This window comes from Idiomarina sp. X4 (genome assembly GCF_002808045.1).
In the GTDB taxonomy this organism is placed as follows: Bacteria; Pseudomonadota; Gammaproteobacteria; order Enterobacterales; family Alteromonadaceae; genus Idiomarina.
Window position 1 is genome coordinate 1,206,652 of record NZ_CP025000.1, and the last position, 21,078, is coordinate 1,227,729.

Here is a 21,078-nt window from a genome sequence, read left to right on the forward strand (position 1 = left end):
CACCGAAGATGTTTGAGACGTTACGCACAAGCGAGCGACTCTGCTAAGCGGTAGCCTGACGTTATGACGTCAGGTGAGATATTAAATTCAAAGAGAGTGGCGTTACTTAAAGCCAATCAGTTTTTTATGTTGTGACAGTTTATGTCTGGCGGCCATAGCGGTGTGGCACCACCTGAATCCATCCCGAACTCAGAAGTGAAACACACCAGCGCCGATGGTAGTGTGGGGTCTCCCCATGTGAGAGTAGGTCACCGCCAGACTTCAAATAAATAACCCCAGCCAAACCGGCTGGGGTTTTTTTATGCCTGCTATCCGGCGCCTCGCTGCCCCAATAATGAGTCCCTACCGGATGCAATTGCATCCGGCTGCTACATTCTATTAAATCGAAGATCCCATCCCATTTATAATTAATTTCTAAAGTGAAATATTGAACTAAACTGTATGCATATCGATAAGGAAGGTTCTAATGCTTCAAAACTCGCAACAACGATATGGATTAGTAAGTGTCATTATACACTGGCTATCCGCTGTCATAGTGTTTGGTTTGTTTGCCCTGGGTTGGTGGATGCTCACGTTAACCTACTACGATCAATGGTATCGATTAGGTCCGTGGTGGCATAAGTCATTTGGCATTTGTTTACTGATTATTACCATTTTCCGAGTGTTATGGGTAATAACCAATACAAAGCCAACACCACAAGGAACAAAGCTTGAAGTCGTCGGCGCAAAAATTGGGCACGGACTACTCTATTTCTTGTTGTTCACCGTGATGATAAGTGGTTATTTGATATCAACGGCTGACGGTAGCTCTATATCGGTTTTTGATCTGTTTTCAGTCCCGGCAACGTTAAGTGATATACCCGGTCAAGAAGACATTGCAGGCGAAGTGCATTGGTATTCGGCATTAGCACTGGTGATTTTAGCTGGTGGTCACGGTTTGGCCGCATTAAAGCACCACTTTATAAATCGAGATACGACTCTGATTCGTATGTTTGGAAAATCAAAGAGGAAATAATTATGAAAAAGACATTACTAGCAGCGGCTATCGCGAGCACCGCTATGTTCAGTACATCCACATTAGCTGAAGACTATAAAATCGATATTGAAGGGCAGCATGCTTTTATTGAGTTTAAGATTAGTCACCTTGGCTATAGCTGGTTATATGGTCGCTTCAACGACTTTGAAGGGAACTTTAGCTATGATGAAAACGCTCCTGAAAATGCGTCAGTGAACGTGACTATAGATACCGCCAGCGTTGATACAAACCACGCTGAGCGTGATAAGCACTTACGTAGCGAAGACTTTTTAAATGTGTCTGAATTCCCTCAGGCAACCTTTAAGAGCACCAAGTACGTGCCTGATGAGAATGATAAAGGCGAAGGTACACTTTATGGTGACTTTACTTTAAATGGCGTTACCAAAGAAATTGCTATTGAAGTTGAGCACGTTGGCGCTGGTGAAGATCCTTGGGGTGGCTTTCGCCGCGGTTTCCACGGCGAAGTTGACTTAACCTTGGCTGACTACAATATCGACTACAACCTTGGCCCAGCCGCTAAAGAAGTCGAACTGGAGCTTTCAATTGAAGGCGTTCGTCAATAAAACACGCCTGTTAAACTTAGTCTGCTAACGCTTGTTTATAAGCGTTAGCAGCTAATTGGCTATCCCCTAGCGCATAGTATGCGTCACCAAGTAAGCGATAAGTCTTAGCACTAGGCTCTACATCTACCAGTTTTTTCAGAGCTCTTTGGGCTAACGAATAGTCTTGATTATCCATTGCGATTAAAGCAAAAGCATATAAATAATCTTTATCATCCGGATTCTGCTTCAGCTTTTCTTGAACGAATTCAACCAGTTTTGCGTACTTGCCGTTAAATAGCTTCAGTGTATTAACACCTGACGGATGGATGTCTTCCCTTTTAAGACCCTTCAATATCACTTTCGCAGACAGCTCCTGCTCACCTAAATGCTTTAACGCAGCCGCGTAGGCCAGACGAGTCGTTGCGTCTCCGCGTTGTTTGCTTGAAAGGCTTTGCCACGCGTCTTTTAGTGCATCGTTGCCATTCCGGCCAATCGATACGAAGTAATCTAAATAAACGTCATACTCCAGTCGTTCAAACTCCGCGGGGCTCAACTCGGAGTGCTGTTTTAGTTTAGGAAGCAGGTCTTTAAGGGCTTTATAATTACCCGATGCTTTATAGGTTGTTTTTGCCAGGAAGGCGACATGCGCAGAATTCGGATGTTTATCCAGTAGCTCTTGAACCGCTGTATCGGCACCGTGGGGATCGTTATTCACTTGTTGAGAGACTTTTAAAATGCTCACTAACGTGTCCGAGCCTTTGGTAAAGCGCCCTGCCTCCTCATGCCAGTACTGCGCCTTTCCAGTGTCTTTCGCTAAACAGGATGCCAAGGCTGCCATTGCCGCTGTTTCTTGTGTCGGTCGCTTTTTATAGGACGATGCAAAGCGTAATGAGGCCTCTTCTGCAGAATCATCTAGCAATAACCGAATACCCTCATCGTAAAGCTGTTTGGCCTTTCTGTCTGAACGGTTCGAAAACCATGCGGCGCCCTTTTGAGTTTTACTGAGCAGCCTGCGCAAAATGGATATGACAACGGTCGCTATTAAAGCAACAGCAACAACGACAACAATAAGCCCGACAACGGTCGCTTCAATAGACCAACCAGCGAACTGAATGAGGACATAACCAGCGTTTCCAGACGCAGTAGGGCCTAATATAGCTCCAATAATCAATAAAACAACGAGCGCAATTAACCACTTCATAGCGCATCCCCTTGTTCAATTGCCCGGCTGATAAAGTCCAGCGACTCCAGGCTCTCGACGGTCGACTGTGTCTTGGGCGTCTTCTCAAGGCTTTCAAGTCGAGTGATCACATCACTGGTTGCCGCACTGTCGCCTTTTACCAGGCTAATGAGTGTTGGTAATTGGCTGATATATCGTTTAAAGAGCTCATCATTACCCTTTAGAGCCGCGTCTTGTGCCAGTGTGAATGTCAGCGAAATACGAGCATTAATTGCGGCTCTGTGTGCTTTGTTTAACAGCGGTTCCGGGTCGGATTCGAAAGGCTGAATACGGATAAAGTTATCCAGAAACTCGTTCCAGTTCGACTCTAAATTGGCTTGCCAATTGTCGCCGGTAGCGGTGTTTTCATTATTATCCGCTTCAATACGGTATTCGTTGTTAATCGTGTCGGGCAAACTGTCCACGCGATCTTGCAAGCCGATTAAGGTCATGACCAGGTCGGTGTTATTGGTTGAAGACAGTGCAGCCACTTTTTCGATGTCCTTGGCCAGTAACTCACGAGTACGAAGTGCTTCGCGGCTGTCCATGCCCGACAGTTGGTCGTCAGCTAAGCGAAGCAGCTTATTGGCCAATGCATAATCTTCCTGTACCCACAGCAGACGAGCTGCCGTTGCAAGCATTTGTTTTATTTCAAGTAAACGCCAATGAGCAGCGCGGTCGGCCGGGCTCTGACGCACCTCATCACGCAGATTGTCTAAACCAGAGCGGAGCTCTAAGTAGTCTTCGCGCAATTGCTGTGCTGAATGAGATAGTTTATTCAGATCTTGAGAATTAGGCGTCTCCTGTAACTGACGTTCAAAGTTAGCGAGAGATTGCTCCAACTGTTGAAGTCGATTCTCCAGTGGATCCATTTCTTTTGGGGGTTGTTCAGCAAGCTGCTGCTCTGATGAGGCAACTTGATGACTATCGTCCGCCGAGAAAAGACTCGGGAAACGCGTATACCCATAATAGGCTGCAGCGACTATCGCAATCAAAATAATAAGCCATAGCAATCGCTTGAAAAAACGCCGGCTGCTTTTCTTGGCCGTCACGGTTTCGTCTTTCTCTGTCTCTACTGGTGACTCTACATGCTCTTCGTTTGTCGTATCTTCGCTGTTCATGTGTGCGTTTCCGTTTGCTACAAGCGCATCTAAAATAATAGCATCTGATGCACTTTCTGTGACTTCGATACTGGCTGATTGTTTAATGGGAATCAAACTTTTCAGGCGTTCACTGGGGACCACCCAGTGGCAGCTTTCCAGCCATTGGCTTGCCGATTCCGGTAGCTCTGACAAAAAATAATCCAGTTGCTCGGCGCTAGTGACCACAATGGTGTCGACCGATGACATCCATTTATCCACAACTGAAGCATCCGAGAGCGGAATCGGTCGTCGCTCATAAACTTCCCAGTAACTGACATCAGCGCCGTGCATTTTCAGGTGCTCTGAAAGTACCTCACGCCCGCCAATGCCTCTTATAATTAACCACTTCTGACCACTAACATCGTTGAGTTCAGGTAGTGCCAGCAACCCCTCTGATCGATGCGCAAAGGCCGGACTCGTAACGGGTACCTTAAGTTTATCCGCTGCGTACCTTGCGGTGCTGGATCCCACCGCAAAGTATCGGCTTTGTTTAACGTTAAAGCCACTTTCCAACGCATAATCAACGGCCGTTTTGCTGACTAGAATAATACCGTCCCAGGCGGTTCTATTAACGCGCTGAACGTCACTTTTATCCACTGCAACGGGTGCTACCCGAATAAAACTGTGAATAAAATGGCGGATGCCTGCCTGGGTTAGCCCGTCAGAGATATGCTGTGAGCGTTCTTCAGGGCGTAGTAGTAAAACCGCTTTTTTATTGTTCAGCATCGCTGTCATATACCGCCGACAAAATATCCCCTGCGCCTTTCGCCAGTAAGCGCTCGGCCAACTCTTTACCCAGAGCTTCCGCTTCTGCTGCCGGACCTTCTATTTCGTCTCGTAAAACTTGTTTTCCATCCGGGTCGCCGACTAGCCCTCTCAAATAGATGTGATCGTCGCTGAGTTCAGCGTAAGCGCCAATAGGAACCTGGCAGCCGCCCTCAAGACGACGGTTCATAGCTCGTTCAGCCAGCACTCGTATACGGGTTTCCTCACATTGGAGAGGCTGAAGAAGTTGCTTCATGGCTTCATCGTCGCTGCGACATTCAATACCTAGTGCGCCCTGCCCATTCGCTGGCAATGACTGCTCGACGGGAATGAACGATGTAATACGGTCACCGAGGTCCAGACGAATAAGCCCTGATGCAGCTAAAATAATGGCATCAAACTCACCGTCATCAAGTTTGCGCAAACGCGTTTGTACGTTACCGCGTAAATCTTTAATCGCTAAGTGCGGAAACTGTTCCATGACCTGACAACGACGACGTAAACTACACGTACCAACAACGGCGCCTTCCGGCAGCTCGTTTAGGTTTTTATATTTATTGGAAACAAAGGCGTCGCGCGGATCTTCACGTTCGCAAATAGTATGCAGCTCTAAACCGTCAGGAAACTCAACGGGTAAGTCTTTCATGCTGTGTACCGCAATATCGGCTCGACCCTCAAGCATGGCAACTTCCAGCTCTTTGACAAACAAGCCCTTGCCGCCAATTTTGGCTAATGGCGTATCGAGAATTACGTCGCCTTTTGTGGACATTGGTAACAGCTCTACCGTGAGCCCCGGGTGTAGCTCCTCAAGACGCTGCTGAATGTGCTCAGCCTGCCATAACGCCAGCTTACTTTTACGTGTTGCAATTCTTACAGTTTGAGTCATGGTTTTCCTTACAACGCTTAATGACTTTTTCGGGCTCGGGTGCGATGATAGACACTATAGAACCCTTAAGAGAATAGTCATAGTTTAGCGATGTTTAGTCGAATTGTAATCAAGACGCTGGTATTAACCACGGTTTTTATGATTGTGGTCGGTTGTGGTCAAAAAGGGCCGCTTGAGCCAGCGCCAATGCCTGAAAAAAATGATATGGAAACGGCACCAACGGATACTGACAAATGAGTGAGTCCATTTCTTATAAAAATAATCAACTTCATGTTGAGGATATCAGTTGTCAACGTTTGGTGGAGCGGTTTGGTTCGCCACTGTATGTGTATTCAAAAGCTCAGTTGGTATCGAACTGGCAACAGTTTCAGCAGCACTGGCCGAATCCACACAAGCTATGCTACGCCGTAAAAGCCAATAGCAACCTCGCGGTTTTGCAGGTGCTGGCTCATCAGGGCGCGGGTTTTGATATCGTTTCCGGCGGTGAGTTACTGCGTGTGCTTGCGGCTGGCGGCAAGCCAGAAAGCATTGTTTTCTCCGGCGTTGCCAAGTCAAAAGATGAAATTATTTTAGCGCTGGAAACCGGTATCGGCTGTTTTAATGTGGAATCGGAAGCCGAGCTTGAGCGTATTCAGGATATTGCCGCGGCAATGAGTAAGCAGGCGCCGGTGTCGCTCAGAGTGAACCCGGATGTTGACGCAAAAACACATCCGTACATTTCAACCGGAATGAAAGCCAATAAATTCGGTATCGGTATGAAACAGTCCCGAGCCGTATTTAAGAAGGCCGCGGAGTTACCTAATATTCGGCTGATTGGAGCTGATTGTCATATTGGCTCACAAATTATGACGCCCGAACCGTTTTTAGATGCCGCCAAGCTAATGTTTGAGTTAGTGCTGGATCTGAAAAAAGAGGGCATTGAGCTAACCCACCTTGATTTAGGCGGTGGTTTTGGTGTGTCGTACCAAAACGAAGCACCTTTGGATAAATCGCGCTACCTGAACCAACTGGTTGAGATGGCAAAGGATTTTCCGGATGTGACGATGATGCTTGAGCCTGGCCGGGCGATAGCCGCAAACGCGGGTGTATTACTGACGTCGGTGGAATACATTAAAGCATCAGAGGAAAAGCGGTTTGTGTTAGTCGATGCGGGCATGAACGATATGTTGAGACCCTCGTTGTACCAAGCTTGGCATGACATCGTTCCCGTTAAAGAGAAAAACGATGAAGCACCGCAAATTAGCGATATTGTCGGGCCTGTTTGCGAAACCGGTGACTTTCTTGGGCATGCGCGGCATTTGAATGTCGTTCAGGATGATATTCTTGCGGTAAAACACGCCGGCGCTTATGGTTTCACAATGGCGTCAAACTATAATTCGCGCGGGCGACCGGCAGAAGTCATGGTTTCCGGAAGTGATGCACGTTTGGTCAGAGAACGTGAAAACTTTGACGATCTTATTCGTGGCGAGCATTTGCTAGATAAGGATTACATCTAATTATGTTATTGCACTTTTCTAAAATGCACGGACTCGGCAATGACTTTATGGTCGTCGATAATGTCACACAGAACTTATATGTGAACCCTGATCAAATCCGTCAGTGGGCCAATCGGCATACCGGTATCGGTTTTGATCAACTGCTGTTAGTCGAGCCTCCTTATGACCCTGACTTAGACTTTCATTACCGCATATTTAATGCCGATGGTAGCGAGGTTTCCCAGTGTGGAAACGGTGCTCGTTGTTTTGCAAAGTTTGTTAAAGCCAAAGGTCTGAGCAACAAAAATCATCTGAAAGTCAGTACTAAAGCGGGCAAAATGGTTCTGCATTTGGAAAAAGATGGCCAGGTCACGGTAGATATGGGAGAGCCCTTGTTTGAGCCCGCCCAAGTGCCCTTCAAAGCTCAAAAAGCGGAGCAAACTTATGTTCTGCGAGTGAATGATGAAACGGTGATGTGTGGTGTTGTTGGCTTGGGTAATCCACACTGTGTTATCGCCGTTGATAGCGTTGATACAGCACCGGTGGATACGTTAGGCGCAGCTGTGGCTGCGCATGAGCGCTTCCCTGAAAGTGTGAACGTTGGTTTTATGCAGCAGCTTTCCGCCGATGAAATCAAGCTTCGTGTCTTTGAACGTGGTGTTGGGGAAACTCAGGCTTGTGGCAGTGGTGCTTGTGCCGCAGCAGTTGCAGGCATACAGCAAGGCTTATTAAACGAACGGGTAAAAGTGTCTTTACCCGGCGGTGACTTACTGATTCGCTGGCAACAAGGACAGCCTGTTAAAATGACGGGTCCGGCAGAGCTGATTTACGATGGACAGATGGTGTTATGAGTAACGAATTAAACTCGATGTTAAACGAGAAAATTGATGACAGCCTGATACGCGAGTATTTGCAGGAAAACCCTGATTTTTTCACGCGTAATGAAGACCTGTTGGCACAACTGCAATTCCGCCATAGTGAAAAAGGTGCAGTGTCGTTAATTGAAAGGCAACAGCAAAAACTCAGGCAACGAGTTCAGCAGCTGGAAGAAGAAATTACCGAGTTGATGATTAACGCTCGTCGTAACGAAGCCATTTTTAACGCCTACAGTAACCTTTATGTTCAGCTTTTGCGTTGTGACAGCTTGAGCGACGTGCTCTCGCAATTGAAAAACACGTTTGAAAATGAACTCGATATGCCGGTGTTGACGCTTAAATTCTTTGAAAGTCCGGTTGAGCTCGATGAGCAATATACCTTTGCGTCCGATACCCACAAGAAACTATTAAGTAAGCGTTTTAGTGACGAGTCCATCTACCTTGGGCGGCTAACGGAGCAAGAGCATAAGCTTTTGTTTAACGATGAGAGTATTCAGTCTGTGGCTCTGTTGTTGCTCGGTGAAAACGGTGAACTCGGTATGTTAGCTGTGGGCAGCAGCAGCGCAGGACACTTTGAGCCTGCAATGGACAAACTGCTGATTAAGCAGCTGCAGGCATTGTTGGGCGCTGTTTTGCCGGAGCTTATTAAACGCCATGACGCTGCTTGAGTGGCAACAAAAGTGGTTACAACAGTTACGCGGCGAGCGTGGCCTCGCCGAATTAACGCTTAAAAATTACGACAGGCTCATCACCGCCGATCTTAGCGAGCTTGAGCAGCAGACAATTACTGATCCGAAGCAACTGAGAGTGCCTGTCATCGAGCGCTTACTGGTTGGCTGGAGGCGCTCAGGACTTGGTGAGCGCAGTATCGCGTTAAAGCTGTCTGCGTGGCGAACTTTCTGTCAGTTTTTAGTTGAGTCGGATGCGTTAGATGATAATCCCGCGACATCAGTTTCTGCGCCTAAAATTCCTAAACGGCTACCTAAAAACCTCGATGTTGACAGTATCTCCCATTTGCTCGATTTGCCTCATGACGACGAAATCGCGATTCGTGATGCGGCTATGATGGAGTTGCTATACGCCAGCGGCATTCGGTTGGCTGAGTTGGTGAGTCTGAACCGGGATGATATTGACCATCGCATGATGCAGTTAAGGGTGACCGGTAAAGGCAGTAAAACTCGTATAGTACCATTTGGCCGGTGCGCCGAAAAAGCGTTAAAGCAGTGGTTAAAAGTAAGGCAGGCATGGCTTGTGGATAAACCGGAGTTAGCGCTATTTATCAGTAAGCGGTTACAACGCATTAGCCCAAGAACGGTTCAACAGCGGTTGAATCACTGGGGTCAACAGCAAGGTATCGTCGGTGACTTACACCCGCATAAATTAAGACATTCGTTTGCATCGCACATGCTGGAAGCAAGCGGTGATTTACGCGCTGTGCAGGAAATGCTTGGACACGCCAACTTATCCACAACGCAGGTTTATACGCACTTAGACTTTCAGAGATTGGCCAGCGTATATGACAATGCTCATCCCAGAGCTCGCAAAAAATAAAGGCATCGGGAGTTTTTATGCAGTTTTTTCGTCGGTGGCAGCCGCCTAAAGTCATTAGTTTCGACCTTGATGACACGCTGTACGACAATGTGCCGGTGATGCAAACTGCTGAGCGTTCTGTTCAGCAGTACATTGTCGACAAATTTCCGGAAACCTCGCAATGGGACGTGAGTCACTGGCGGCAATTAAGAGACAAAGTCAGTCAGAGTGATCCGGCGCTTGCCAGTGATATGACAGAATTGCGTATTCGGACATTACAGCAGGGGTTAGAGCAATTTGGTATTGTGAATGCGACGGCGCATGCGCACGATATTATGGATCATTTTTTACTGCACAGAAGTAACTTCGAGCCGCCAAAAGAAAGCCTTGAGCTACTGCAGCAATTAGCTGAAAAATATGAGCTTATTGCGTTGAGTAATGGCAATGTTGATACCGGTAAAATAGGTTTGTCGGACTACTTCGGCCTAATAGTTCAGCCGGGGAACGGCGTTCGTGGTAAACCATTGCCAGACATGTTTTTAAAGGCACAGCAACACTTCCCGGCGATTAAGCCAGAGGAGTTTCTCCATGTGGGTGATCACCCATACTCCGATGTGCTGGGCGCACAACGACATGGCTGGCAGTCAGTGTGGCTGACCTCCGGTTTGGGGCAATCAAAGCATCTATCGATATTACCAACCGTCAAAGTTGATCACTTGGCTCAACTCAAGTCGTTGTTACTTTCGTAAAAAGCCCTCACGCGACACTACTGGTTGCTTATACAGTGATTCATTATTACACTGGCGGCAGATCTTTGAATTGAATACATCAGGTAAACGTTAATGAGTACACACCCTCTTCTGGCAGAATTGAATGAAAGGCAGCAGCAAGCAGTATCGGCACCCGACGGACATATGTTGGTGCTGGCTGGCGCCGGAAGTGGTAAAACAAGGGTGTTAGTGCACCGTATTGCCTGGCTCATTCAACAGCAAAACTATTCTCCGTTCAGCATTCTGGCGGTCACTTTTACCAACAAAGCGGCGGCGGAAATGCGTGGCCGTGTTGAGCAACTAGTCGGCAGTTCTGTGCGAGGCATGTGGATTGGTACCTTCCATGGATTAGCGCATAGGTTGTTACGAGCGCATTATATGGATGTCGGGCTGCCACAGAATTTTCAAATACTCGACAGTGATGACCAGCAGCGACTGATTAAACGTCTGATAAAAAGCCTCAACTTAGACGACAAGCGCTGGCCGGCAAAACAAGCTCAGTGGTACATCAACGGCAAAAAAGACGAAGGGTTACGGGCCGAGCATATAGAAACTTACGACCCAACCGAGCAGACACTGAAAGAAATTTACCAGCTGTACCAGGAAAGCTGTGATCGCGCTGGTTTGGTCGATTTTGCCGAACTGTTGCTAAGGGCGCATGAGCTGCTGAGAAATAACCGAATCGTTCGGGAGCATTATCAAAACCGCTTTCGTCATATTTTGGTGGACGAGTTTCAGGACACCAACTCCATCCAGTATGCCTGGGTGAGGTTGTTAGCTGGGGCGCAGAACAGCGTGACCATTGTCGGTGATGACGACCAATCTATTTATGGCTGGCGTGGCGCCAAAGTTGAGAACATTCATCAGTTCTTAGAAGACTTTGCCGGCGCACAAACCATTCGTCTGGAACAGAACTACCGTTCAACCAGTACTATTTTGAAAGCGGCAAACTCCGTCATTTCTAATAACTCCGGCCGTTTGGGTAAAGACTTATGGACTGAGGGGAATGAAGGCGAGCCCATCAGCCTGTATGCAGGCTTTAATGAAATGGATGAGGCGCGTTACATCGTTTCACAAATTGAAGGCTGGCGAGATAAAGGTAATTCGCTGCAAGATGTCGCCATTTTGTACCGAAGTAATGCACAGTCGCGTATTTTAGAAGAGGCGCTACTGCATGCCCGGTTGCCGTATCGCATTTACGGGGGCTTACGCTTCTTCGAACGTCAGGAAATTAAGGACGCACTGGCCTACTTGAGAATTTTAGGTAATCGGGATGACGACGCTGCGCTTGAACGTGTCATTAATACCCCTGCCCGCGGCATTGGCGGGCGTACCATGGATATTATTCGTCAGGCGTCGCGGGAGCGTGCTGAATCACTGTGGAATGCGGCGAAATACATGGTGAACGAAAAGCAGTTAGCCGGGCGCGCGCGAAATGCGGTAGGCAGCTTCCTCGACTTTATTGAAGAGCTGGATGATGAAACCGAAGAGTTCAGCTTAGGCCGCTTAAGTGATGAAGTCATCAAGAAAAGCGGCTTAATGGCCATGTATGAAGCAGAAAAAGGCGAAAAAGCGGAGACCCGGGTCGAAAACTTAAAAGAACTGGTTACTGCCTGTGAGAACTTTGTACTGGATGACGCCGAAGAGGATATGACGCCACTTAATGCATTTCTGGCGCATGCAGCCTTAGAAGCGGGTGAAGAACAAGCGGACGAATATCAGGATGCTGTTCAGCTAATGACCTTACACAGCGCAAAAGGCTTGGAATTTCCCTTGGTGTTTATGACGGGCGTGGAAGAAGGTATGTTTCCGTCGCAGCAGTCGATGGATGAGCCCGGCAGGCTCGAAGAAGAGCGTCGTCTTTGTTACGTGGGTATGACTCGGGCAATGGAAAAGTTAGTGCTTACTTATGCGGAGCAGCGTCGCATTTATGGTCAGGAGCTATTCCACCGAATCAGTCGGTTTATTGCGGAAATCCCACCCGATACTCTGCATGAAGTCCGTGCGCAAACCAGCGTAGAAAAGCCGTCGAGCTACAGCCGTTTTAATAACGCCGCCAGTCATGAAGCCTTTGATCAAACCGGTTACACGCTGGGTCAGCGGGTTCGCCACCCGAAGTTTGGGGAAGGTACTGTGCTTAATTACGAAGGCACGGGCCCGCAGTCTCGTGTTCAAATTAACTTTGATAACGTGGGGAGCAAATGGCTGGTGGTTGCTTACGCTCGACTGGATCCGGTTTTCTAAGTGTAAAGTCGTGATCAAAAAGTGCATTTTTCAACTATGTTTATAGTACACACATAAAAGTTGGAGGTGCTTTATGAAACGCACAGCAAATGCACATTGGAAAGGCAGTATTAAAGAAGGCTCAGGTGTTGTTTCGACGCAAAGTGGTATTTTGGATAAAACTCAGTATTCATTTAAAAGCCGCTTTGAAGAAGGCAAAGGCACCAACCCCGAAGAGCTCATTGGTGCCGCTCACGCTGGCTGCTACGCCATGGCGTTTTCATTAATGCTGGGTGAAGCCGGTTATGAAGCCGATAATATTGATGCGAAAGCCGAAGTGTCGCTGGTCGAGCAGGACGATGGTTTTGCTATCGATAAAATTCATCTGACGGTAAAAGCCAGCATCCCCGATATTAGCGACGACAAGTTTCAGGAACTGGCGAACAACGCCAAAGAAGGTTGCCCAGTCAGCAAAGTGCTAAACGCTGACATCTCAATGGATGCCAGCCTCAGCTGAAGCTAACTTCTTCGCTTTTCTATCTCGCTGGCGCTGTATAATTGAATCGAAACTGTACAGTGCCAGCGCACTCCAGATAATAACGAAAGTCACTAGCTTACTTTCCTCAAGAGGCTCGCCATAAATAGCGACTGCTAATGCGAACATCAGCGTCGGGGCGATGTACTGGAAAAAGCCTAAGGTTGCATAGCGCAGTCGTTGTGCGGCAGCGGTAAAGCACAGCAGCGGAATAGTCGTGACAAGTCCGGCTGCCACCAGCAATAAGTTGAGTGTCCATGGGTTGGTCGTTAAGTCACTCGTTGCTGAGCTTGCAAACCCGAACAGATAAATCAGCATAACTGGCAGCAGTATCGCGGTTTCCAGCCACAACCCACTAATGGAGTCGACAGGCAAACGCTTACGAATCGCTCCATAGGTAGCGAAGCTGGAGGCCAGTGCCAAAGCCACCCACGGTACTGAACCAAAGGTAATGACCTGAATAGCCACACCAACTACGGCTAAACCGATAGCGACCAGTTGCAGGCGGCGCATACGTTCAGAGAAAAAAATCATGCCAATGGCGACATTCAGCAAGGGGTTAATGTAATAACCAAGGCTGGCATCCAGCATGTGGTTGCTATTAACTGCCCAGATGAACAAAAACCAGTTGCCACCAAGCAAACAAGTGGCCAGTGTGAGTCGAATGACTAACTTACGGCTTTTTAGAATGGGGCGAATTCGGTCCAGCCGCTTCATCGCAACAATTAACACAAAGACCATTAAAAACGCCCAAATAATACGGTGAGCGAGTATTTCAAAAGCCGGAACTTGCTTTACGAGTTTGAAATAAACAGGCGCAACGCCCCAGAATGTGTAGGCGGCAAGTGCGAAGAAAACGCCTTGCCGGGCCCGAACAGCGTCATCGGACATACTGGCTTTCCTTAATCAGAGCTTAACCGACGAGGTAGGTGCCGGTTCCAAAAGCGATGTGTGTGCCTTCTTCGTTATGCAGTTCCATTCGGGCAACCGCCACTTTATTGCCCGAGCGAATAATCGTGGCGCTGGCGATAAAAGTTTTACCCCGGCCTGGGCGAAGAAAATCAACACGAAGGTCAATTGTACCACAACGACTCAGGCGCTCCATTAGGTAACTTTCACTGGGGTCTTCTAAACGGTCAATCATACCCGCTATAGCCACCAAACCACCTGCCGTATCTAACGCGGTTGCGGTGACACCACCGTGCAAAATGCGTTGTGGGACATTGCCTAATAACTCGTCTTTCCATTGGAACTTTAGCTCACCACGTGCCGGGTTAAATTCCGTAATTTCAAAGCCAAGTAACTGTTGAAACGGTACCCGCGTGTTCATAAAGTCGGAAACTTTTGTCAGTATTGTTTGTGTATCCATTTTGGGCATGGTTATTAATGAACAGGACGCTTACAATAAGAGGATGTTACTTCATAAGTCAATAAACGATGCCGACCATGAGTAGTACCGCAGTCAGCACTGCAGAACAACTGGCGCAGGATCCGCTTCAGTCGAAGCTTGAATCTGTCTTTGGTTACCATGAGTTTCGTGAGGGTCAACGGGACATTATGGACGCGGCTCTGAACGGGCGCGATTCGCTGGTGCTCATGCCGACGGGCGGTGGTAAGTCATTATGTTACCAGCTGCCGGCAATATGCAGCGACGGTGTGGCCGTGGTTATTTCGCCGCTGTTGTCGCTCATGCAAGATCAAGTGGAAGCACTGAATGCGCTTGATATAAACGCCGCGACCTTGCACTCAGGTGTATCAGCAGAACAGTCAATGAACACGTTGCAGGCATTACAGCGCGGCGACATTAAACTGCTGTACGTTAGCCCTGAGCGTATTTTGCAGCCGAGTTTTATTGAACGCTTACAAACGCTGAATCTGTCGTTTATCGCTGTTGATGAAGCGCATTGTATTAGCCAGTGGGGGCATGACTTCAGACCAGAGTATGGTCAGCTGGGTGTGTTGCGCAGCTATTTGCCGAACACACCTTTTATGGCCTTAACGGCCACCGCGGACTCAGCCACCCAGCATGACATTATTGAACGGCTGCATTTGAGTGCGCCATTAGTGCACCGCAGCTCATTTGACCGCCCCAATATTCGTTACGTGGTTCAGGAAAAGTATAAACCGCTAAAGCAGGTTAAAGACTACGTCAAAAAACAAAAAGGCGTGGCCGGTATCATTTATTGTGGTAGCCGCAAGAAAACCGAAGAACTGGCGGAAAGTTTGCAGCAGTCGGGCGTTCGGGCGGCGCCTTATCATGCGGGGCTGGAGCATACGCTCAAGGAAACGACCCTGCGGCAGTTTCTGCGTGACGATATTGATGTTGTGGTGGCCACGGTGGCGTTTGGTATGGGTATCAACAAGCCGAACATTCGTTTTGTTGTGCATTTTGATATTCCGCGTAGCGTCGAGTCGTACTATCAGGAAACCGGGCGAGCCGGACGGGACGGTCTGCCAGCGGAAGCGATGATGCTTTACGATCCGCGAGATGCGCAGTGGATACGCCGGATGATAGACGAGCACGATAATGAGCAGCGTCGGGCCGTGGAAGCGCAGAAGTTCTCAGCCATGCAGGCCATGGCCGAAGCTCAGACCTGTCGCCGCCTTGTCGTATTGAACTACTTTAATGAGTATTCCGATAAAGAGTGCGGAAACTGTGATTTGTGTTTGGATCCGCCTACTCGTTACGACGCTCTGGAAGACGCCCAAAAAGCGCTTAGTTGTGTTTACCGTGTGGGGCAACAGTTTGGTATTAACCATGTGGTTGAAGTATTGCGAGGCTCCAAAGCTCAGCGAGTCCTTGAGCTTGGTCATGACACATTGACCACCTACGGGCTCGGTAAGGCAAAACCACAGGAGCATTGGTTTTCGGTATTGCGCCAACTGATTCACCGGGGGCTGATTATTCAGGATATTCGTCGGTTTGCGGCCTTACAGCTGACCGAGGCGGCGCGCCCGGTGTTAAAAGGTGAAGTGCCGTTAGAGTTAGCCAAACCAAGGCTCGAGCTTACTGCAACTAAAACCCGAATTACCGACCGTGGCGACTATAATAAAATACTCTTCCGGCGTTTGCGGAAACTTCGTAAAGACATTGCGGACAAAGAACAAGTGGCACCTTTTGTGGTGTTCAGTGACGCTGCATTGGTGGAAATGTGTGTTCATTATCCGACAACCGCCGCCGACATGTTGGATATCAATGGTGTTGGTGAAGTGAAACTGGCTCGTTATGGTCAGGAATTTATGAGCGCTATTGAAGAGTTTTTAGCCGGAACAAGTGAGCGGCAGTTATTTAATGGTTGAATCTCAAGAGAACTCAGTTGTTACCTTGAAAAACACACCGGCCGAGCACGAGCTTGACAGCTGGGTGGCGACCTTATGCGATGTGATTAACGCTGACATTCGGGAAAAAGAGGTGGCGGCTGATCAGTTTTGCTGGCGCCTGACTATTAATAACCAGCATTGGCTATTATTCTATTCAGAAATCTGTGACGCAGTCTGGTTACAAGCACTAGAAGGTATGAGTGACGAGGTTATAAAGAACTTACGACATGCAGACTATCTTTAAACACGCACTATGGTTGTTACTGTTGCTTCCGCTGCTGGCGGGTGCAGAAGTTCGCACGCCCGTTTCCGTGTCTGCGCAAACCTCGAAAGTCACTCTGAATCAGCACTTTAAATACCGCGTCGTCGATGCGTCAGTGTCGGTTGATAGGCTTGCCGTTAATGAACCGTCGCGCTGGTTAAGCTCAGAAGGGCTCAGCCAGCATAATTACGCCGGTACAAAACCGAACATCTGGAGTAGCGTACCGCTTTACAACCGAAGTAACCGCTCACAAACTTTCTATGTGAAGTTCAGCGATCCGTTTTTACAGTCGGTCAGCGTTTTTGTGCTCGATACCAACGGCACAATGCTGAGTCAGCGGTCCAACAGTTTTTCAACCCCTCTCATGCAGCGTCCTCATTTATCTCATGAGCAGGTGCTGCCGGTGACTTTACCGGCGAACAAAACTGTTTGGCTAGTGACTGCGGTTCAGCAGTGGCCGGAGCAAATGCCGACCATCAGTTTGTGGCAGTCGACCGAACTAGAGCTTCGTCAACAGCAACAACAAACCGCCTTGGGTGTAAACGCCGGTATTCTTATTTTATTGGCACTGGCTGCTTTTGTCTCTGCGCAGCTTTTCAAGAGTCGGTTATTGTTGACGTTTGGCTGTGTGAGTGCTGCATTTACTTTGTCTTTGTTACTGCACAGTGGAGTTTGGATTACTTATTTCTCACCTTACTCCCCTGATATCGCAGCATCCTTAAAAACTTATGTGAGTCAGCTGCTTATATTAACCATGGCCTGGTTCATTTGGGAGTGGGGGCGGTTTCGCTTCCGGTTGTCCCGGTTCAATCGAATTGGGTATGTGGTTTTGGCAGCCGTATTAGGTTTTACCATTGGGTTGCCCTGGCTGGATGACCGTTGGCAGAGTGCACTGGTTATCGCTCAAGTTAACGGCTTACTAATATGGACTGCCGTGGTCGTATTGAGAAGTATCCAGAAGCAGCCGATTTCTGGCTTTCGCTGGCAAACGTTTTTACTGGCGATAACCGTTATTGTCGCTTGGCTGCTGATATCGCCCCGATATAATCCTATCTGGGAAGGGATATCTGGCCTGTTACTTTACAGCACAATGACAGTAACCGTCATGATGTTCCTGTTGGCTCTGGAAAGGCATCGTCTTAACCGGTTGATGCGCCGTATTGCCGGGCTCAAAAAAAATAGAAAAACTTTAAGGCGGCGACTGTGGCAGTTATTACAGCGTACCGGGGAGGGTTGGTTCCGTCTGAACGATGACGGCTCTTTTAAACAGGTTAACCAGCAAATGCTAAACATTCTCGCCGCTCATTCGCTTGACCAAATTAAAGCGCACTGGCCTAAGGGGTTTGTTATTGAAGGAAAACGGCAGCTAACTTCTGTGGATCGGCTCGATGGGCGTAAAATCTGGTTAGATGTCGAGTATTTCGGTGACAACACGGGTCGTATTGCCGACGTTACCAAACGCATGGAGGCGGAAATTCACCTGGACTTTTTGGCGCGCCATGACGCCGTCACAGGCTTGTTAAATGTGCGTGAATTCAGGCGTTTGCTACAGTCTCGGCTTGACGCCAATAAAGCCGTTTGTATAACAATTATAAAGTTATCGGGCTTGGATATTATTGCGGATCAAGCGGGCACCGATGCACGAGACCAGGCTATTTTGCAGTTGGCGATAAACTTGAAGCGAAAAGCTCCGAAATATTCGCGTATCGCAAGAATCAGTGAGCATGAAATTGCACTGTTGAATACCGAAGACGAACAGTCCGTTTTCGCTCAGGCGCATCGCTTAGTGCAATATTGTAAAGAGTTCCGGTTCAATAGTGATAAACGTATTTATCAGCTCACTGCCCATGCCGGTATTGCCTATTCGGACTCATCGGAAGTGTCTGCCAGTACTTTACTAAGACAAGGCCGTGAGGCTTTAAAACTCGCTATGCAGCAAGGTGACTACCGAGTGCACTCATACAGTGAGGCTGATCAAAAGCGTCTATTAGGCGAGGCGGAATTAGAGTGGGAGCAAAAACTCAAAAAGGCGTTGCGTGAAGAAAACTGGGCATTGTTTGCTCAGCCAATAATAAGCGCTGCCCGTAATGCCGACAAACATTGTATTGAACTTCTGCTGCGCTTGCCCGACTCAACGACAGATGAACCCGTTGCGCCCCAACAGTTTTTACGAGCAGCGCTGAGAGCCGGTGTTATGGGTAAAGCTGACCGATGGTTAGTGCGAGAGGCCGTTGAGCATTTCAATGAGAATCCATTTGAAGCGACCCGAACCTGGCGTTGCCATATTAATTTGTCGACGCAAAGTCTCGAAGATGAAAGCTTTATTCAATTCATTGAAGCGGCTTTGAAAAACTCGGTTATTCAGCCTAATCAGTTAGTATTTGAAGTGTCTGAACCCGATGCCTTCAAGCACTTCGACCAAACGTATCAGCTGTTTAAAAATTTAACAGAGTTGGGTATTGGAACGGCGGTGGATCAGTTTGGCAGCAGCTATAATTCATTTCAGTTATTACGACAGCTGCCGCTGACGCAAATAAAGGTGAATCGTTTCTGGGTTCAGAATATGCTTATTGACCCTGTTGACGCCGAGCTTGTCGCCAGTTGTGTTCGTTTAGCCAAAGCGGCGAACGTGGAAGTGTGTGCTGTTGGCGTAGAAAGTGACGAGATTCGTATTAAACTCACTCAGCTGGGCGTAGACTATATCCAGGGGTTTGTCTGTGGGCACCCAGTCGAGTGGCAACGTTAAAAAGAGGCGGTTATTCACCGCCCCTCATCCAGTGCATGAATTTACGCAGCACCTTCTTGGCTTTTAGAACGGTTCTCAAGCAACTCTTTTGTTGAGCTACCAATGCTAATACGTTTTGGCTTCATGGCTTCAGGAATGTTTTTCACTAAGCCAATAGTCAGCAGACCGTTTTTCAAAGCCGCGCCGGTGACTTCAATGTGTTCAGCTAAGCTGAACTTACGTTCGAAGGCACGGTTGGCAATGCCACGGTGTAGAAATTCACGTTTTTCGTTTTCTTCGGCTTTTTTACCGGTTACACGAAGAACACCATTTTCTACTTCAATTTCTAAGTCGTTATCCTCGAAACCTGCAACCGCCAGCGTAATGGCGTATTGGTTTTCGGCCACCAATTCAATGTTGTAGGGAGGATACCCAGTTGCACCAGTATCTGAGCGTAGTGCCGAGTCCAGCAAAGACGCCATGCGGTCGAAACCTACACTGCTACGATATAGAGGGCTTAAGTCGATAGTTGCCATAGTCATTCTCCTTAGAAGCAATAACTGTTAAATGGTTAATAAATTGACACAGCGTGTGTCGTTTAAGGCGGCTCTCTTTGAGACACCGGCCTTAACTCCTATATGTGTACTGCTCAAATAGCTTTCAAGAGATCTTTTTAATATTTTTTCATTGGACTCATTTGAAAGGCGCTCTATTATCGACGGATAGGAAGTTATTTTCTGGCGAACAGAACAGGGAAAAAGCGATGGCAGAAGCGCCCAAAAAAGCCTGGCAGTGGGTAACGGTTAATGAGTTTGAACGGCCTGCGGTGCCAACCGTTATTACGGTAAAAAAATGGTGGCAAAACTTTACTCACTGGCTGTCTCCAGAGCATGAAAGTGACGAGCAAAACGAGCATGACAATGCGTATGAATTAAAGCTGGATACGGCGATAAAAGAACTGGATAGTGCTTTTTCAAGCTGGCTTAAGGACAAAGACGACAACAGTTTGCGTTGGGTTATTGCGCCGCCTCATTCGGGCGTTTCGGAAGCTGCGCAACAATGGGCGAAGCAAAATGGTATGTCGACAATGAAGCTGCCGGATCGAGACACCCTCTGCCAGTCGAATGACCTACCTTCCCCGAAATTCACCAAAACCAAAGTGTGGCTCATGCCGCAATTGGCGCACACTTTTTTAAGACAAACTAATGGTTTGCGCTGGACTCGGGAATTTCTTGCAAAAGCCTTGTCCGGCGATGCGGGCAAGGGACTTATTGTGTGTGACAGCTGGGCATGGGCGTTTTTAGAAAAAGTTTGGCCAGTTCCGGTTTCCGAATTATGGACTCTACAAGGGCTCGATGATCAGGCGCTGGAACAAATCGGGCTGGCCCGTGGTGAAGGCCGACTAAGGGCATTAGCAGCGCTTAGTCGCGGCAACCCGGGTATCGCTGCGGCTTACTCCGATCGTTATCACAGTAACAGCGATAAAGCTTTTGAAACGCCGCAGCTTCCTCATGAAGCGAGTGACGCAACAGCCTTTGTCTGTTATGCCCTGTTAGTTCATAAAGGGCTTACAACGGAGCAGCTTGCCCAGACTTTGCCAATTGTTTCTGTGAGTCAGCTTCAGATTCAGCTGCAACTTTTGCAACAGCAATCGCTTATAACAAAGCATGACGATAAAGCGCTTGGCCAAAGCTGGTATGTCACTGCCAGAGGCTACCCGGTTGTCCGTGACTTTTTAGCGTCTCGCGGCTTTTGGCTCGATAAATTTTAAG

Annotated in this window: 20 protein-coding genes and 1 rRNA gene; 15 read left to right on the forward strand and 6 right to left on the reverse strand. The window is 48.0% G+C overall.

Features of this window, described 5'->3' with window-relative positions:
• Nucleotides 1-144 precede the first annotated feature (144 nt).
• The 3 genes from rrf (at nucleotide 145) to CWC33_RS05800 (ending at nucleotide 1,599) form a co-directional block, all read left to right on the forward strand.
• Nucleotides 145-260: ribosomal RNA gene (gene rrf / locus CWC33_RS05790) — 5S ribosomal RNA — on the forward strand.
• Between the two features lie 206 nt (nucleotides 261-466).
• On the forward strand, nucleotides 467-1,015 hold the full coding sequence (locus tag CWC33_RS05795; protein WP_100691161.1) for a cytochrome b: 549 nt from the start codon (nucleotides 467-469) through the stop codon (nucleotides 1,013-1,015).
• Nucleotides 1,016-1,017: 2 nt separating this feature from the next.
• Nucleotides 1,018-1,599 carry a YceI family protein gene (locus CWC33_RS05800; RefSeq protein ID WP_100691162.1) on the forward strand — a complete coding sequence of 194 codons (582 nt, stop codon included), beginning with the start codon at nucleotides 1,018-1,020 and terminating at the stop codon, nucleotides 1,597-1,599.
• A 16-nt stretch (nucleotides 1,600-1,615) separates the two neighbouring features.
• Here CWC33_RS05800 and CWC33_RS05805 read toward each other — a convergent pair whose 3' ends face one another.
• The 3 genes from CWC33_RS05805 to hemC are packed head-to-tail and all read right to left on the reverse strand — an operon-like array spanning nucleotide 1,616 to nucleotide 5,590.
• Nucleotides 1,616-2,779, reverse strand: coding sequence for a heme biosynthesis HemY N-terminal domain-containing protein (locus tag CWC33_RS05805; RefSeq protein WP_100691163.1), 1,164 nt, complete (start codon nucleotides 2,777-2,779; stop codon nucleotides 1,616-1,618).
• Nucleotides 2,776-4,674, reverse strand: coding sequence for a uroporphyrinogen-III C-methyltransferase (locus CWC33_RS05810; RefSeq protein WP_157803479.1), 1,899 nt, complete (start codon nucleotides 4,672-4,674; stop codon nucleotides 2,776-2,778). The genes CWC33_RS05805 and CWC33_RS05810 overlap by 4 nt, the downstream gene beginning before the upstream one ends.
• On the reverse strand, nucleotides 4,652-5,590 hold the full coding sequence (gene hemC / locus CWC33_RS05815; RefSeq protein ID WP_100691165.1) for a hydroxymethylbilane synthase: 939 nt from the start codon (nucleotides 5,588-5,590) through the stop codon (nucleotides 4,652-4,654). Before hemC ends, CWC33_RS05810 begins: the two co-directional genes overlap by 23 nt.
• Before the next feature lie 90 nt (nucleotides 5,591-5,680).
• Between hemC and lptM the strand changes: the two genes are divergently transcribed.
• The 8 genes from lptM to CWC33_RS05850 all read left to right on the forward strand — a co-directional run bounded on the left by lptM (nucleotide 5,681) and on the right by CWC33_RS05850 (nucleotide 12,980).
• Nucleotides 5,681-5,827, forward strand: a complete 147-nt coding sequence (gene lptM / locus CWC33_RS12725) for an LPS translocon maturation chaperone LptM (protein WP_442906202.1) — start codon at nucleotides 5,681-5,683, stop codon at nucleotides 5,825-5,827.
• Complete coding sequence (lysA, locus tag CWC33_RS05820; protein WP_100691166.1) at nucleotides 5,824-7,086, forward strand: diaminopimelate decarboxylase; 1,263 nt, start codon at nucleotides 5,824-5,826, stop codon at nucleotides 7,084-7,086. The genes lptM and lysA overlap by 4 nt, the downstream gene beginning before the upstream one ends.
• 2 nt (nucleotides 7,087-7,088) lie before the next feature.
• Nucleotides 7,089-7,916 (forward strand): diaminopimelate epimerase, encoded by an 828-nt coding sequence (gene dapF / locus CWC33_RS05825; RefSeq protein WP_100691167.1) that lies wholly within the window; start codon nucleotides 7,089-7,091, stop codon nucleotides 7,914-7,916.
• Nucleotides 7,913-8,608: a DUF484 family protein gene (locus CWC33_RS05830; RefSeq protein ID WP_100691168.1), complete on the forward strand. Its 696-nt coding sequence runs from the start codon at nucleotides 7,913-7,915 to the stop codon at nucleotides 8,606-8,608. The genes dapF and CWC33_RS05830 overlap by 4 nt, the downstream gene beginning before the upstream one ends.
• The gene (locus CWC33_RS05835; RefSeq protein WP_100691169.1) at nucleotides 8,595-9,491 is read left to right on the forward strand and encodes a tyrosine recombinase XerC; all 897 of its coding nucleotides are present in this window, start codon (nucleotides 8,595-8,597) and stop codon (nucleotides 9,489-9,491) included. Before CWC33_RS05830 ends, CWC33_RS05835 begins: the two co-directional genes overlap by 14 nt.
• A gap of 17 nt (nucleotides 9,492-9,508) precedes the next feature.
• Complete coding sequence (locus tag CWC33_RS05840) at nucleotides 9,509-10,219, forward strand: HAD-IA family hydrolase (protein WP_100691170.1); 711 nt, start codon at nucleotides 9,509-9,511, stop codon at nucleotides 10,217-10,219.
• Nucleotides 10,220-10,312: 93 nt separating this feature from the next.
• Nucleotides 10,313-12,484: a DNA helicase II gene (uvrD, locus tag CWC33_RS05845; RefSeq protein WP_100691171.1), complete on the forward strand. Its 2,172-nt coding sequence runs from the start codon at nucleotides 10,313-10,315 to the stop codon at nucleotides 12,482-12,484.
• Between the two features lie 73 nt (nucleotides 12,485-12,557).
• Nucleotides 12,558-12,980 (forward strand): OsmC family protein, encoded by a 423-nt coding sequence (locus tag CWC33_RS05850; RefSeq protein ID WP_100691172.1) that lies wholly within the window; start codon nucleotides 12,558-12,560, stop codon nucleotides 12,978-12,980.
• Here the strand turns inward: CWC33_RS05850 and rarD are convergent.
• Together rarD and CWC33_RS05860 are read right to left on the reverse strand one after the other, a co-directional pair.
• A complete protein-coding gene (gene rarD / locus CWC33_RS05855) occupies nucleotides 12,957-13,889 on the reverse strand; it encodes an EamA family transporter RarD (RefSeq protein WP_100691173.1) in 933 nt (310 codons plus the stop codon). The genes CWC33_RS05850 and rarD overlap by 24 nt on opposite strands.
• A 22-nt stretch (nucleotides 13,890-13,911) precedes the next feature.
• A complete protein-coding gene (locus tag CWC33_RS05860) occupies nucleotides 13,912-14,376 on the reverse strand; it encodes a thioesterase family protein (protein WP_100691174.1) in 465 nt (154 codons plus the stop codon).
• 68 nt (nucleotides 14,377-14,444) lie between these two features.
• On the opposite strand from CWC33_RS05860, the gene recQ reads away from it, so the two are divergent.
• From recQ to CWC33_RS05875, 3 genes are read left to right on the forward strand one after another with little or no spacing between them, the layout of a single operon-like run.
• Nucleotides 14,445-16,298: a DNA helicase RecQ gene (gene recQ, locus CWC33_RS05865; protein ID WP_100692286.1), complete on the forward strand. Its 1,854-nt coding sequence runs from the start codon at nucleotides 14,445-14,447 to the stop codon at nucleotides 16,296-16,298.
• The gene (locus CWC33_RS05870) at nucleotides 16,291-16,563 is read left to right on the forward strand and encodes a DUF3630 family protein (RefSeq protein WP_100691175.1); all 273 of its coding nucleotides are present in this window, start codon (nucleotides 16,291-16,293) and stop codon (nucleotides 16,561-16,563) included. The genes recQ and CWC33_RS05870 overlap by 8 nt, the downstream gene beginning before the upstream one ends.
• Entirely contained in the window at nucleotides 16,547-19,327 is a 2,781-nt protein-coding gene (locus CWC33_RS05875) for an EAL domain-containing protein (protein WP_100691176.1), read from the forward strand. Before CWC33_RS05870 ends, CWC33_RS05875 begins: the two co-directional genes overlap by 17 nt.
• A 41-nt stretch (nucleotides 19,328-19,368) precedes the next feature.
• Here CWC33_RS05875 and CWC33_RS05880 read toward each other — a convergent pair whose 3' ends face one another.
• A complete protein-coding gene (locus tag CWC33_RS05880; RefSeq protein WP_088767163.1) occupies nucleotides 19,369-19,842 on the reverse strand; it encodes an Hsp20 family protein in 474 nt (157 codons plus the stop codon).
• 227 nt (nucleotides 19,843-20,069) lie between these two features.
• Between CWC33_RS05880 and CWC33_RS05885 the strand changes: the two genes are divergently transcribed.
• The gene (locus CWC33_RS05885) at nucleotides 20,070-21,077 is read left to right on the forward strand and encodes a hypothetical protein (protein ID WP_100691177.1); all 1,008 of its coding nucleotides are present in this window, start codon (nucleotides 20,070-20,072) and stop codon (nucleotides 21,075-21,077) included.
• Nucleotide 21,078: the final 1 nt, after the last annotated feature.

Bases quoted from the DNA above. Each gene is read 5' to 3' on its own strand.
- CWC33_RS05795 (WP_100691161.1), top strand. From the start codon at position 467: ATGCTTCAAAACTCGCAACAACGATATGGATTAGTAAGTGTCATTATA.
- CWC33_RS05800 (WP_100691162.1), top strand. From the start codon at position 1,018: ATGAAAAAGACATTACTAGCAGCGGCTATCGCGAGCACCGCTATGTTC.
- CWC33_RS05805 (WP_100691163.1), bottom strand. From the start codon at position 2,779: ATGAAGTGGTTAATTGCGCTCGTTGTTTTATTGATTATTGGAGCTATA.
- CWC33_RS05810 (WP_157803479.1), bottom strand. From the start codon at position 4,674: ATGACAGCGATGCTGAACAATAAAAAAGCGGTTTTACTACTACGCCCT.
- hemC (WP_100691165.1), bottom strand. From the start codon at position 5,590: ATGACTCAAACTGTAAGAATTGCAACACGTAAAAGTAAGCTGGCGTTA.
- lptM (WP_442906202.1), top strand. From the start codon at position 5,681: ATGTTTAGTCGAATTGTAATCAAGACGCTGGTATTAACCACGGTTTTT.
- lysA (WP_100691166.1), top strand. From the start codon at position 5,824: ATGAGTGAGTCCATTTCTTATAAAAATAATCAACTTCATGTTGAGGAT.
- dapF (WP_100691167.1), top strand. From the start codon at position 7,089: ATGTTATTGCACTTTTCTAAAATGCACGGACTCGGCAATGACTTTATG.
- CWC33_RS05830 (WP_100691168.1), top strand. From the start codon at position 7,913: ATGAGTAACGAATTAAACTCGATGTTAAACGAGAAAATTGATGACAGC.
- CWC33_RS05835 (WP_100691169.1), top strand. From the start codon at position 8,595: ATGACGCTGCTTGAGTGGCAACAAAAGTGGTTACAACAGTTACGCGGC.
- CWC33_RS05840 (WP_100691170.1), top strand. From the start codon at position 9,509: ATGCAGTTTTTTCGTCGGTGGCAGCCGCCTAAAGTCATTAGTTTCGAC.
- uvrD (WP_100691171.1), top strand. From the start codon at position 10,313: ATGAGTACACACCCTCTTCTGGCAGAATTGAATGAAAGGCAGCAGCAA.
- CWC33_RS05850 (WP_100691172.1), top strand. From the start codon at position 12,558: ATGAAACGCACAGCAAATGCACATTGGAAAGGCAGTATTAAAGAAGGC.
- rarD (WP_100691173.1), bottom strand. From the start codon at position 13,889: ATGTCCGATGACGCTGTTCGGGCCCGGCAAGGCGTTTTCTTCGCACTT.
- CWC33_RS05860 (WP_100691174.1), bottom strand. From the start codon at position 14,376: ATGCCCAAAATGGATACACAAACAATACTGACAAAAGTTTCCGACTTT.
- recQ (WP_100692286.1), top strand. From the start codon at position 14,445: ATGAGTAGTACCGCAGTCAGCACTGCAGAACAACTGGCGCAGGATCCG.
- CWC33_RS05870 (WP_100691175.1), top strand. From the start codon at position 16,291: ATGGTTGAATCTCAAGAGAACTCAGTTGTTACCTTGAAAAACACACCG.
- CWC33_RS05875 (WP_100691176.1), top strand. From the start codon at position 16,547: ATGCAGACTATCTTTAAACACGCACTATGGTTGTTACTGTTGCTTCCG.
- CWC33_RS05880 (WP_088767163.1), bottom strand. From the start codon at position 19,842: ATGGCAACTATCGACTTAAGCCCTCTATATCGTAGCAGTGTAGGTTTC.
- CWC33_RS05885 (WP_100691177.1), top strand. From the start codon at position 20,070: ATGGCAGAAGCGCCCAAAAAAGCCTGGCAGTGGGTAACGGTTAATGAG.